10 protein-coding genes are annotated in these 13,628 nt (G+C 61.1%); 7 read left to right on the top strand and 3 right to left on the bottom strand.

The features are described from left to right. Positions 1–81: 81 nt before the first annotated feature. Entirely contained in the window at positions 82–879 is a 798-nt protein-coding gene (gene cysQ / locus NE851_RS28375; RefSeq protein WP_025554733.1) for a 3'(2'),5'-bisphosphate nucleotidase CysQ, read from the bottom strand. Positions 880–1,428: 549 nt separating this feature from the next. On the opposite strand from cysQ, the gene NE851_RS28370 reads away from it, so the two are divergent. From NE851_RS28370 to NE851_RS28345, 6 genes are all read left to right on the top strand, one after another. Then, entirely contained in the window at positions 1,429–2,331 is a 903-nt protein-coding gene (locus tag NE851_RS28370) for a branched-chain amino acid ABC transporter permease (protein WP_025554735.1), read from the top strand. A gap of 4 nt (positions 2,332–2,335) precedes the next feature. Then, a complete protein-coding gene (livM, locus tag NE851_RS28365) occupies positions 2,336–3,727 on the top strand; it encodes a high-affinity branched-chain amino acid ABC transporter permease LivM (RefSeq protein ID WP_025570336.1) in 1,392 nt (463 codons plus the stop codon). Continuing rightward, on the top strand, positions 3,727–4,602 hold the full coding sequence (locus tag NE851_RS28360) for an ABC transporter ATP-binding protein (RefSeq protein WP_025554934.1): 876 nt from the start codon (positions 3,727–3,729) through the stop codon (positions 4,600–4,602). Before livM ends, NE851_RS28360 begins: the two co-directional genes overlap by 1 nt. After that, a complete protein-coding gene (locus NE851_RS28355; protein ID WP_025554932.1) occupies positions 4,602–5,345 on the top strand; it encodes an ABC transporter ATP-binding protein in 744 nt (247 codons plus the stop codon). Before NE851_RS28360 ends, NE851_RS28355 begins: the two co-directional genes overlap by 1 nt. A 19-nt stretch (positions 5,346–5,364) precedes the next feature. Continuing rightward, positions 5,365–5,718, top strand: coding sequence for a DUF6867 family protein (locus NE851_RS28350; RefSeq protein ID WP_025570339.1), 354 nt, complete (start codon positions 5,365–5,367; stop codon positions 5,716–5,718). Positions 5,719–5,838: 120 nt separating this feature from the next. Beyond that, a complete protein-coding gene (locus tag NE851_RS28345) occupies positions 5,839–6,954 on the top strand; it encodes a branched-chain amino acid ABC transporter substrate-binding protein (RefSeq protein WP_025570341.1) in 1,116 nt (371 codons plus the stop codon). A gap of 287 nt (positions 6,955–7,241) precedes the next feature. On the opposite strand, the gene NE851_RS28340 is transcribed toward NE851_RS28345, so the two are convergent. Continuing rightward, positions 7,242–8,159, bottom strand: coding sequence for a response regulator transcription factor (locus NE851_RS28340; RefSeq protein WP_025570343.1), 918 nt, complete (start codon positions 8,157–8,159; stop codon positions 7,242–7,244). Further along, complete coding sequence (locus NE851_RS28335) at positions 8,152–11,538, bottom strand: hybrid sensor histidine kinase/response regulator (protein ID WP_025570345.1); 3,387 nt, start codon at positions 11,536–11,538, stop codon at positions 8,152–8,154. Before NE851_RS28335 ends, NE851_RS28340 begins: the two co-directional genes overlap by 8 nt. 179 nt (positions 11,539–11,717) lie before the next feature. Between NE851_RS28335 and NE851_RS28330 the strand changes: the two genes are divergently transcribed. Next, positions 11,718–13,622 (top strand): acid phosphatase, encoded by a 1,905-nt coding sequence (locus tag NE851_RS28330; RefSeq protein WP_254959349.1) that lies wholly within the window; start codon positions 11,718–11,720, stop codon positions 13,620–13,622. The last annotated feature ends 6 nt before the right edge of the window (positions 13,623–13,628 follow it).

Here is a 13,628-nt window from a genome sequence, read left to right as displayed (position 1 = left end):
TTGTCGCGACAGGTCTGAACTCATGGTTACGATGCAGAAGAATCGCGCCGCCTGCCGGTATTCAGCGATTTCTAAGGATGGTCACGCCGGTTCGAGGACGCGTTTCCTGCCGCCCCAGGAGATGAAGTTCGGGTTGGCGAAGTCGAAATCGGCGGCCTTTCCCGTCTTGCCGTAGGTCAGCAATGTTCCGTCCAGTGTCACCGTCGAGCCGCCGGCAGCACGCAGCACCGCATCGCCGGCCGCGGTGTCCCACTCCATCGTGCGGGTGAAGCGCGGATAGACGTCGGCCTTCCCTTCGGCCAGCAGGCAGAACTTCAGCGAGGAGCCGATATTGGTACATTTAAAGATCGCGTGGTCGGCGAGGAAGCTTCCGGTCTCCGGGCTGTTGTGGCGAAGGCTTGCAAGCGCCAGCCTGTCGTCCGGCTGTTCGCGCACCGTGATTGCACTGCGTGCGCTAACGGTGAAATCGTCGGCGACGACGAGCCTCTCGGCGTGGCCGCACTCTCCGGAGAAGGCAAGCCCGAGCGCCGGCGCATAGACGATGCCGGCCACCGGGGCGCCGTTCTCGATATAGGCGATGTTGACGGTGAATTCCTGCCGTCCTTCGACGAATTCACGCGTGCCGTCGAGAGGGTCGACCAGGAAGAAGCCTCGGCCGCTGATGTCGGGCACCTTGCCGGCAGCGACCGATTCTTCCGCCACCACGGGTATCTCGGGATAATCTCTGGCGAGATGAGTAAGGATGATGCGTTCGGCCTCCTCGTCGGCGACCGTGACCGGACTTGCATCCGCCTTCATGGCGACGGGGAAACCTTCGCGCAGGACCGTCATGATGGCCCTGCCGGCTTCGAGCGCCGCCTTTTCAAATGTCCTCAGCATTGTCCTTTTGCCGTTCGCCATGCGAGCCGAGCACCCCACTGTCGCTCGTCCGCAAACCATCCCTGTCACACCATATACCTATCAAAGATTGATATGGTGTTTCCCGTTGCGCTTCGCACCCTTACACGTAAGGCAGTGATGCTACCATAAGTTCCCAGTCCTGTCAGAGGAGATGGTGGTCGGTCGCTCATGAAATGGCATTCGGAAAAGCGCCCGGCCTGAGGTCTGAATTTGCGTCATCTTCCAATTTTGTGGAATAGCTTGCACAGCAGACGGCGCAAGAAATCGGTGGCAACATTGCCGAACTTTTAACCGCGCGGCGATTTCTGGCTAAAAATCCGCCGCTCCATGCCGTTTTTATGTGGATTTTGGTTCAAAACGAACCATTTAGCCCTGTTCTGACAAGAATCTGTCGGAATAAATCCTTTTTGTCTTCACATTTCCAACGAAACCGGTATGCATTCGGCCTATGAGGTTCCCTGAAACGGGGAACCAAAGAACCAAAAAGAGATGCAGTGTCTTCCGCTCGCATCCAGGGGAAAACGACATATGGAGTATTTCGTCCAGCAGCTCTTCAATGGGCTGACGCTCGGATCCATCTATGGCCTTGTGGCTATCGGCTATACGATGGTTTATGGCATTATCGGCATGATCAATTTCGCCCATGGCGACATCTTCATGCTCGGTGGTTTCGCCGCTCTTATCGTCTTTCTCGTCCTCACATCCATCTTCGCAGGTCTCCCGGTGGCAATTCTGCTGCTGGCGATGCTTGTCGTCGCGATGCTGATGACGAGTTTATGGAATTGGACGATCGAGCGCGTCGCATACCGTCCCTTGCGCGGGTCTTTCCGCCTGGCGCCGCTGATCACGGCAATCGGCATGTCGATCACGCTGTCCAACTTCATCCAGGTGACGCAGGGTCCGCGTAACAAGCCGATCCCGCCGATGGTGAGCTCGGTCTACCAGTTCGGCAACATCTCGATATCGCTGAAGCAGATCATCATCATCGCGATCACGGCGGTGTTGCTGACGATCTTCTGGTATATCGTCAATCATACTTCACTCGGCCGTGCCCAGCGCGCCACCGAACAGGATCGCAAGATGGCCGCATTGCTCGGCGTCAATGTCGATCAGACGATCTCGATCACCTTTGTGATGGGGGCGGCGCTGGCTGCTGTCGCCGGCACGATGTATCTGATGTATTATGGCGTCGCTTCGTTCGCCGACGGCTTCACGCCGGGTGTGAAGGCATTTACCGCAGCCGTTCTCGGCGGCATCGGGTCGCTGCCGGGCGCCGTTCTCGGCGGGCTGATGATCGGCCTCATCGAATCGCTGTGGTCGGCCTATTTCACCATCGCGTACAAGGATGTCGCGACCTTCGCCATCCTTGCTTTCGTACTGATCTTCAAGCCGACGGGTATCCTGGGGCGACCGGAAGTCGAGAAGGTATAACGTCATGGCAAACATTGAGAATTCTGCAGGCAAGCCCGATGCCGGACTTGTCCGCAAAGGCCTTACCGAAGCCCTTTTCGCCGCTGTCCTGTCGTTCGGCATGTTCGTTCTCTATGTCGGCCTCAAGACCGACCAGAATATCAACAACGAGCTGATCATCGTCCAGCGCTGGGGATTGCTTGCAATCTTCGTCGCCGTTGCCGCGATCGGCCGCTTCGCCATGGTCGTTTTCATCAAACCGAATATCGACCGTCGCAAGCTGTCGAAGGCGCGCGAGGGCGAGCTCGACATCTCGACCGAGAAGGGCTTCTTCCGTCGGCATTTCCTGAAGATCTCGCTGATAGCACTGCTGCTCTATCCCGTGGTGATCGTGGCGTTGGTCGGCGCTCAGGGCTCGCTGAAATGGGTCGATAATTTCGGTATCCAGATCCTGATCTACGTGATGCTTGCCTGGGGACTCAACATCGTCGTTGGCCTGGCCGGCCTGCTCGATCTCGGTTATGTCGCCTTCTACGCGGTTGGCGCCTATTCCTATGCATTGCTGTCGAGCTATTTCGGCTTTTCCTTCTGGGTCTTGCTGCCGCTTTCCGGCATCTTCGCAGCCCTCTGGGGCGTCATCCTCGGCTTCCCGGTGCTGCGCCTGCGCGGCGACTACCTCGCCATCGTGACGCTTGCCTTCGGTGAAATCATCCGCCTCGTGCTCATCAACTGGACTGACGTGACCAAGGGCACTTTCGGTATCTCGAGCATTCCGAAGGCGACACTCTTTGGTATTCCCTTCGATGCGACGGCCGGCGGCTTTGCCAAGCTCTTCCACCTGCCGATGTCGTCTGCCTATTACAAGATCTTCCTCTTCTATCTTATCCTGGCGCTCTGCATGCTGACGGCCTACGTCACCATCCGGCTGCGCCGCATGCCAATCGGGCGTGCCTGGGAAGCGTTGCGCGAAGACGAGATCGCCTGCCGTTCGCTCGGCATCAACACGGTGACGACCAAGCTCACCGCCTTTGCGACGGGCGCCATGTTCGGCGGGTTCGCCGGCTCGTTCTTCGCAGCCCGCCAGGGCTTCGTCTCGCCGGAATCCTTCGTCTTTCTGGAATCGGCCGTCATCCTCGCCATCGTCGTTCTTGGCGGCATGGGGTCGTTGACCGGCATCGCGATCGCCGCGATCGTCATGGTCGGCGGCACCGAGGCGCTGCGCGAAATGGACTTCCTGAAAGCGGTCTTCGGGCCCGACTTCACGCCGGAACTTTACCGCATGCTGCTCTTCGGTCTCGCCATGGTCGTCGTCATGCTGTTCAAGCCGCGCGGTTTCGTCGGCTCACGTGAACCGACTGCCTTCCTCAAAGAGCGCAGGGCAATATCCGGAAGCTTCATCAAGGAGGGCCACGGTTGATGAGCCCCGTTATCAATACAATGTCGAGCGATACGCTTCTCAAAGTTGAACACCTGTCGATGAAGTTCGGCGGCCTGATGGCCATCAACGACTTCTCCTTCGAAGCCAAGCGCGGCGATATTACTGCGCTGATCGGGCCGAACGGTGCCGGCAAGACCACGGTCTTCAACTGCATCACCGGCTTCTACAAGCCGACGATGGGCATGATCACGCTCAACCAGAAGAGCGGCAAGCAGTACCTGCTGGAGCGTCTGCCGGACTTTCGCATCACCAAGGAAGCCAGGGTGGCGCGTACTTTCCAGAACATCCGGTTGTTCTCCGGTCTGACTGTTTTAGAAAACCTGCTCGTTGCCCAGCACAACAAGCTGATGAAGGCATCGGGTTATACCATCCTCGGCCTTATCGGCGTCGGTCCCTATAAGCGGGAAGCGGCCGGAGCGATCGAGCTTGCCCGCTTCTGGCTCGAGAAGGCCGACCTGATCGACCGCGCTGACGACCCTGCCGGCGATCTGCCTTATGGCGCCCAGCGGCGTCTGGAAATCGCTCGCGCCATGTGCACCGACCCGGAGCTGCTTTGCCTGGACGAACCGGCTGCAGGCCTGAACCCGCGGGAATCGGCAACGCTCAACGCGCTGCTGCAGAATATCCGTGCTGAAACCGGAACGTCGATCTTGCTGATCGAGCATGACATGTCGGTGGTCATGGAAATTTCCGACCACGTCGTCGTTCTCGAATACGGCCAGAAGATTTCCGATGGCACGCCGGATCACGTGAAGCACGATCCGAAGGTCATCGCGGCCTATCTCGGTGTCGAGGATGAAGAAGTGGAAGAGGTGATCGCGACCGTCGAGCAGCTCGAAGGAGGCGCAAACTGATGGGCGATGAAGTAATGACGGGTCAACCGCTCCTTCAGGTGAATGGCGTCGAAACCTATTATGGCAATATCCGTGCATTGGCCGGCATCGATGTCCACGTCAACAAAGGCGAGATCGTCAGCCTGATCGGCGCCAATGGCGCCGGCAAATCGACGCTGATGATGACGATCTGCGGCAGCCCGCAGGCCCGCACCGGTTCGGTCGTCTTCGAGGGCCGCGAAATCACTCGCATGCCAACTCATGAAATCGCCCGCCTGCGCATCGCGCAGTCACCGGAAGGCCGCCGTATCTTCCCGCGCATGACGGTTCTGGAAAACCTCCAGATGGGCGCCGGCCTCGACAACCTCAAATACTTCGCCGAGGACGTCGAGAAGATCTTCACGCTCTTCCCGCGCCTCAAGGAACGCCATGCCCAGCGCGGTGGAACACTTTCGGGCGGTGAGCAGCAGATGCTGTCGATCGGCCGCGCGCTGATGGCGCGTCCGAAGCTGCTTCTTCTCGACGAACCCTCGCTCGGTCTTGCGCCGCTGATCGTCAAAGGCATCTTCGAGGCGATCAAGAAGCTCAACGAGGCGGAGGGGCTGACCGTTTTCCTCGTCGAGCAGAACGCCTTCGCCGCCCTCAGGCTGTCGCACCGCGCCTACGTGATGGTGAACGGCAAGGTGACGATGAGCGGCTCCGGCAAGGAGCTTCTCGCCAATCCCGAGGTCCGCGCTGCCTATCTCGAAGGCGGAAGACACTAGGTCGAAAGGAGAGTTTGATATGCAGGGACTTTTCTTCGAAGGCGATGCCGGCTCCCTTGTGGCGATCCGCGTCATCGTCGTGCTCTTGGGCTTCTGGACGGCTTGGCGTGCCGGCAAAGCGGTCGCCGAGAGCTGGAACAACTATCCGCTGGCCGTCGTCTACACCTTCCTGTTGGCCTGGGCGATGCAGTTCCTGCACCACGCCCTGTTCAACGGGCCGATGCTCGACGCTTTCTACTACATCATCGATTTCGTGACGCTGCTGGTCTTCTCGACGGCCGGCTTCCGCTACCGCCGCACCAATCAGATGGTCAACAACTATTACTGGCTGTACGAAAAAACTTCCGCGTTCTCGTGGAAGGACAAACATTGACAGTCCGTTGAAACTAGGCATGAATTGCCTTCCGAGTGGAACAGCTTCCCTGGCGCAGTCAATGGTGGGTAATGCGCCGGGTCTTGGACCGAAACCCGCCCAAAAATTGGGAGTAACAATATGAAGAAGTCTCTTCTGTCGGCAGTGGCTCTGACGGCGATGGTCGCCTTCAGCGGCAACGCTTGGGCCGACGTCCTCATCGCTGTCGCTGGTCCGCTGACTGGTCCGAACGCCGCATTCGGCGCTCAGCTTCAGAAGGGTGCCGAGCAGGCGGCTGCCGATATCAACGCCGCCGGCGGCATCAACGGCGAGCAGATCAAGCTCGAGCTCGGCGACGACGTCTCCGACCCGAAGCAGGGCATTTCGGTCGCCAACAAGTTCGTTGCTGACGGCGTCAAGTTCGTCATCGGCCACTTCAACTCGGGCGTTTCGATCCCGGCTTCGGAAGTTTATGCCGAAAACGGCATCCTCGAAATCACCCCGGCCGCAACGAACCCGAAGTTTACCGAACGGGGCCTCTGGAACACGTTCCGCACCTGCGGCCGTGACGACCAGCAGGGCGCCATCGCCGGCAAGTATCTTGCCGACCACTTCAAGGACGCCAAGATCGCCGTCGTTCACGACAAGACCCCCTATGGTCAGGGCCTTGCCGATGAAACCAAGAAGGCGATGAATGCCGCCGGTCTCACCGAAGTCATCTATGAAGGCATCAATGTCGGTGACAAGGACTTCTCCGCCCTCATCGCCAAGATGAAGGAAGCCGGCGTCTCGATCATCTATTGGGGTGGTCTGCACACGGAAGCCGGTCTCATCATCCGTCAGGCAGCCGACCAGGGCCTGAAGGCGACGCTGGTTTCGGGTGACGGTATCGTTTCGAACGAACTGGCCTCGATCGCTGGCGACGCAGTCGCCGGTACGCTGAACACCTTCGGTCCCGATCCGACGCTGAACCCGGCAAACAAGGAACTCGTCGAAAAGTTCAAGGCCGCCGGTTTCAATCCGGAAGCCTACACGCTCTATTCCTACGCTGCGATGCAGGCGATCGCCGGTGCCGCCAAGGCTGCCGGTTCGACAGACGCAGAAGCCGTTGCAACGGCCATGAAGGAAAAGGGTCCGTTCCCGACCGTTCTCGGCGACATCTCGTTCGACGAAAAGGGCGACCCGAAGATCCCCGGCTACATCATGTATGAGTGGAAGAAGGGCCCGGACGGCAAGTACAGCTACTTCCCGCAGTAAGCTTCGCTTCCCCAATATGGGACATGACTATCGAAGCCCGGTTCCGACCGGGCTTCTTTTTTTGAATGTTTACATTCTCTTTCCTGGTTTGCTCGGCGTCACGAGGCCGAACCGATATGCCGGAGGCGTTACGGCGGATGGAGAACTCCGGGCATCGCCATGGAAGAGACGCGGACTGCGACGGCCAGGTGTCAGGCATGTCTGCGAACACCTGTCAGCTATGTATCAGGGCCGTACAACAGGTGGGGAGATGGCCGGTAGGCCAGAGGGGGACTTTTGATGTTTCCTCACATCTCGTGCAGCACATGCGTTGCCTTTACGGCGGCTGATGCCCGGTTCTCGACGCCGAGCTTCACGTAGATCTGTTCGAGGTGCTTGTTGACCGTGCGCGCCGACAGTCCCAATATTTCGCCGATGTCGCGGTTGGCCTTGCCTTTGGCGATCCAGAGCAGCACTTCGGATTCGCGCTGGGTGAGCGAGAAGCGCTGGCGCAGCACCTCGTCGTCGCTGCGCTGATTGGCGGCGGTGAGGCGGAAGAGATATTCGTCGGGACCGATCGCGCCGAGGAAGGCGAGCTGGAGCGCCGCCTGGCCGGCATGGGCGATCGAGATGATGCCGTCACGCACTGCGGCGACGCGGTCGCGCATCCAGCCGGCGATATGGCGGACGACGATGTCCATGCCGTCATCGCTGCCCATGGCGGCATTGACCAGCCGTGTCGCTTGCGGCGTCGACCAGTGGATGGCGCCGTCGCCCTTGACTGCCAGCAGATGGCGGCCGGCTGCATCCAGCGCGATGCGGGCGCTTTGGGCCGAGCGAGCGTTGCGCAGATGCACGCGGATGCGGGCGCGCAGCTCGTCGATGTTGATCGGCTTGCTGAGATAATCGACGCCGCCGGATTCCAGCGCGTGCACGACATGCTCGGTTTCGGTCAGGCCGGTCATGAAGATGACGGGCACCTGCGCCACCGCGGCATTCGCCTTCAGCCGGCGGCAGGTCTCGAAGCCGTCCATGCTGGGCATCACCGCGTCGAGCAGGATGAGATCGGGGGTGATGCGCTCGACGATACCGAGCGCCGCCGCGCCAGATGTGGCGATCAACACGGAGAAGCCGGATTGTTCGAGCGCGTCGGTCAAGAAGCCGAGCGCTTCGGCTGAGTCGTCGACGAGCAGAACTATGTCGCGGGGCAGGGCCGGCTCAGCCAATGGATTCCACCTTTTCGTCGAAGTCGTGCAGGAAGGTCATGAAGCCGGCGAGATCGAAGGCGGCGACATAGACGCGAAGCTGCTCGGTGAATGGCTGATTTGCCTCCACCTTGGCAAGATCCGAAAGCTTGGCTTCGATGCCTCTGATATAGCCGATTTCGCCAAGCCGCAGCAATTCCTGCACATGGGCGGCACCTGGGCTCAGCATCGGCGCTTCGATCTTGACAGGAATGGCAGGAGCGGCGTCGGCATAGATCCATTTCAGCCCAAGATGCAGGGCGAGCTTGTCGCGCAGTTGGCGGATGTCGACCGGCTTGCCGATCGCGTCGTTGTGGCTGTCGTCACTGTCGATCAGAGCGGCCGCGTCGCCGATATTGGCCGAAAGCATCAGCACTGGCGCCGTCTGACCGGCCTCGCGCAGACGCGAGACGAGCTGCCAGCCATTCATCCCGGGCATCAGGATGTCGACGAGGAAAAGATCCGGTATGATGCCCTCGATCAGCGTCAGGCATTCGCCGCCGCCTGCCGCCGTCAGCACGATGAAATCGAGAGGCGCCAGGATTTCGCGCATCATCTCGCGATGGTCTTCGTTGTCGTCGACGACGACGAGCGTGCGCCGCGGGCCGTCGTAGCCGGCGATCCGCTTTTCCTGCGGTGCCGCGGCCGCAACGCGCATGACGGCAGACAGCATCAGCCGCACGCGGAAGGTCGAGCCTTCGTCCTTCACGCTCGAAACCGAAATCTCGCCGCCGAGCGTGTTGGTCAGAAGCCGGGTGATGGTGAGTCCCAGGCCGAGCCCCGGCATCGGCCGCACGCTTTCGGCCTCGCCGCGCTGGAAGGGTTCGTAAATGCGGGGCAGGTCTTTCTCGGTAATGCCGCGGCCGGTATCGGCGACGGTGAAGGTCGCGACCTGGCTGCGATAGCCGACATCGAAGGTGACGCTGCCTTCGTCGGTGAATTTGATGGCATTGGAGAGCAGGTTGACGAGGATCTGGCGCAGGCGCTTTTCGTCGGTGCGGACGAATTGCGGCAGAGCGGCTGAGCGATCGTGGATGAAGGCGAGCCCTTTTGCCTGCGCTTGCGGGCGGAACATATCGACGATCTGGTCGAGGAAATCCTGGATGTTGATCTCGTTGGAATAGACCTGCAGGCGGCCGGCCTCGATCTTGGAGATATCGAGCAGGCCGTCGATCAGCCCGGAAAGGTGTTCGGCGCTGCGGCGGATGACCTTGATCGAGGATTGGCGCGGCGCCGGGATGGTCTCGTCGCGCTCGAGAATCTGGGCATAGCCGAGCACGGCGTTCAGCGGCGTGCGCAATTCATGGCTGAGCCCGACGACATAGCGGCTCTTGGCGCGGTTGGCGGCCTCGGCCGTCTCCTTGGCATTCTGCAGGGCGGCGTCGGTCTTCTTGTGGGCGGCGATTTCCTTGAGCAGCAGCGTGTTCTGGCGCGAGGATTCCTCCTCGGCGACGACGCGGCTGTCATGGGCGAGCACATAGAACCAGCAGACGACGCCTGAGATCACCGAGAAGACGAAGAAGACGATGAGGATCGTCCGGTTGACGACCTCGGCCGTCTCGGGTGAGGCGGCGGCGACCTGATGGGCGATCATCGCCAGGATCGCGCCGATGGCGGTCAATGCCAGCACGACGGCGATGCCGTAACGGCCGAGGCGCGTCGTCAGCTTTCCGACAATGGTATCCGGCAGCAGCGCCTTAGCGACGGTGCCGACCTGCGCGTTGAAACGGGCGGCCGGCTTGCACATGTCGTGGCAGCGGCTGTCGAGTGAGCAGCAGAGCGAGCAGATCGGTGCGGCATAGGCCGGGCACCAGGCCATGTCCTCCGGCTCGAACGGGTGTTCGCAGACCGAGCAGGTGATGTTCGTCAGGTTCTTCCAGCTCTGGCGCGGCTTGCGGGCGAGATAGAATTTGCCTTTGGTCGCCCAGGCGATGACGGGCGACGCGATCAGCGCGATGACCAGGGTGATATAGGGAGCGAGCGAGGCGGCGATCTCGCCGAAGGCGCCGAAATGGGCAATCAGCGATACCGTCGCCGACAGCGTCATGGCGCCGAGGCCGACGGGATTGATGTCGTAGAGGTGGGCGCGCTTGAACTCGATGCCGGGGGGAGCCAGCCCCAGCGGCTTGTTGATGAACAGATCGGCGGAGATCGTGCACAGCCAGGCCATGGCGATGATCGAGAAGATGCCGAGCGTCTCCTCCAGCAGCCGGTAGATGCCGAGTTCCATCAGAAGCAGGGCGATGGCGACGTTGAAGACCAGCCAGATGACACGGCCGGGGTGGCTGTGGGTCAGCCGCGAGAAGAAATTCGACCAGGCGAGCGAGCCGGCATAGGCGTTCATCACGTTGATCTTCAGCTGCGAGACGACGACGAAGGCGGCCATCAACAGCAGCGCCGCATTGTGCCAGGGGACCATGTAGCCGAAGGCGGTCAGATACATTTGCGCCGGGTCGGCGGCGCGGTCGAGGGGGACGCCCGAGGTGAAGGTCAGCACGACCAGGAAGGAGCCGGCAAGCAGCTTCGGCGCGCCGATGATGACCCAGCCGGGGCCGGCCAGAAAGACCGCCAGGCGATGGCGCCACTTGCGCTGCGGGTCCGGCGGCAGGAAGCGCAGGAAGTCGGCCTGTTCACCGATCTGCGACATCAGCGCCAGGATGACGGCGGAGGCCGCGCCGAACTCGACCAGATCGAATTCGGCGATGGTGCCCGGCGGGCCTGAGGCGTGACGAATGCCGGCGAAGGCGCGCCAGAGGTCGAATTTTTCCCAGTCCAAAAAGGCGATGAAGATGAAGGGCAGAATATTCAGCACGATCCAGAAGGGCTGGGTCATCAGCTGGAACTTGCTGATCAGCCGCACGCCGTGCGTCACCAGCGGGATCACCATGACGGCGCTGATGATGTAGCCGATCCAGAGCGGGATGCCGAGGGTAAGCTCCAGCGCCCCGGACATGATCGATGCCTCGATCGCAAACAGCATGAAGGTGAAGCTCGCATAGATCAGCGAGGTGATGGTCGAGCCGATATAGCCGAAGCCCGCGCCGCGCGTCAGCAGATCGATGTCGACGCCGTGGCGGATGGCGTAGCGGCTGATCGGCAAGCCGATCGCCAACATGGCGATGCTGGCGACGATAATGGCATAAAAGGCGTTGGTGGTGCCGTAGGAGAGGGTGATCGCACCGCCGATCGCCTCAAGCGCCAGAAAGGAAATCGCGCCGATCGCCGTCTGCGAGATGCGCTGCGAGGAGAAATGGCGGGCGCTTTTGGCGGTGAAGCGCAGCGCGTAATCTTCCAGCGTCTGGTTGGCGACCCAGCGATTATATTCGCGTCTTACCGGAATGATGCGTTGGCGCGCTGCCATGTCTTCCTTTCGGCATTCCGGTTGGGGCTCATCGTCTCTCCGGCAGTTTTGGCGGGATGGGCGGGAAAGGCAAGAGGCGGGTGCCGGCTGGTTCACAGAATGGCAATATTTTTGCAATTGATCTGTCACATAAGCGCTCTAACTCTCCCGGCGTTCGTTCAACCATTTCGGGTATCACCATGTCTGTTTTAAGCCTTTGCCGCCTGAGCACCGCCCTTGTCTGCCTTCTTTCCATCGTGCCATCGCTTGCCAGCGCCGAGCAGGCCACGGCGGCGAAAGTTCCTTATGCGGAGGCTGGAAACACCAACAAACGTGGTGACGCCTGCTTCTCGACGGCGGACACCAATGCCGCCGTTCACCTCCTCTCCGGCTTCCTCGAAATCTGGACCCCGCGCACGCCTTTCGTCGATGCGGGTGTCGAAGCCCCGGCCAAGGACAATTGTCCGGCGGTTGCCAAGACGGATTGGGACGGTATTCCCGCCAGCAAGACCGACGGCCATATCGTCAACCAGGCCGTCCATGACGCCAACATCGCCTATGTCGTCAATGCGACGCGGGCGCGGACGGCCGATCAGGCGTTGGCCGCCTATCTCGACGATCGGCGCGGCAAGAATGCCAGCATCGTCGATGGTCTCGGTCCGCTGACGGATGCCTGGAAGGCCGGCTCGAAGCAGACCACCACGATCACCGAGGTGGCGGCTGATGCGACGACGGTCAAATACGACGATAAGGGCAACAATCGCGGCGCCGGCAGCAAGCCGGACGCGGAAAACAAGACCGATGCCAACCCGGACATGGGCCTTGCGATCGACTTCATCAACGCCGCAAGCGGCGACGGTTCGACGGAGCCTGCCAAGCGCTATTTCAAATATGGCCGTCCGTATCGCTGGAGTCAGGACGTGTCGGTCGTCCCGACGCTGGAGCCCGCCAAAAGCGGCAAGCCGGTCGAAGACGGCGGTTTCCCGAGCGGGCATACGGCGGAAGCCTGGCGGGATGCACTGGCCATGGCCTATCTCGTGCCGCAGCGCTTTCAGGAAATGATCACGCGCGCCAGCGAACTGGGTGAAGACCGCATCCTTGCCGGCATGCATTCTCCTCTCGACGTGATGGGCGGCCGCATGCTCGGCACCGCCACGGTCGTCTACAATCTGAACAAGGCCGACAACTCAGCGCTGAAGAGCGATGCGTATGCCCAAGCGCAGGCATGGCTCATCGCCAAATCAGGCGTTGCGGATGCGGGTGCGCTCGAAGTCGCCGCGCATGCAGCGCCGCTCGCGGCAGACCGTTTCGCCGATCATGACGCCAACCGCGCTTACGTACTGAAGCGCCTGACCTACGGCCTACCGACGATCCATGCGACCGATCAGCCGGCTCGCGTGCCGCAGGGCGCCGAAGCGCTTCTCGAAACGCGTCTGCCCTATCTGGACGGCGCGCAACGCCGTGACGTGCTTGGCACAACGGCGATTGCATCCGGCTATCCGCTCATCGACGACGCGGAAGGCTACGGCCGTCTCAACCTGTTTGCCGCCGCCGATGGCTATGGCGCGTTCGAGCAGGATGTCACCGTGACGATGGACGCGGCAAAGGGCGGTTTCAATGCGATCGATACCTGGCGGAACGGTATCGGCGGCAAGGGCAAGCTGGTGAAGCGCGGCAGCGGCATTCTCGGGCTTTCGGGCACCAACAGCTATGCCGGCGGCACCGTGCTGGAAGATGGCGTGCTGGTGGCCGGCTCATCCTCGGCCTTCGGTACCGGCGGGCTGACGGTCAATGGCGGTTCGCTCGTTCTGGCGGCCGATAAGCCGTTGACCGTGAGCGGCGATTATCAGCAGCTCGCCAATGCGACAGCGAAGCCGACGCTCGGCGCTAACGGCGCAGGCGCGCTGGTCGTCGCAGGCAAGGCGGTGCTGGCCGGCGATCTCGACGTGACGCTTGCCGATGGCTATGCCCCGACGCCGGGAACGAAGATCGAGATCTTGAAGGCGAATGCCGTGACCGGCACCTTCGGCAAGCTCACGGTCTCCGGCCACAAGGCGAGCCTCTCCTACAGCCCGACAACGGTTACCTTGACGATCGACGGATAATTTCCG

It is taken from the genome of Rhizobium anhuiense bv. trifolii (genome assembly GCF_024346605.1).
Classification (GTDB): Bacteria; Pseudomonadota; Alphaproteobacteria; order Rhizobiales; family Rhizobiaceae; genus Rhizobium; species Rhizobium anhuiense.
The sequence above is the reverse complement of the archived record's forward strand: the minus strand, read 5'-3'. Positions and strand labels throughout refer to the sequence as shown.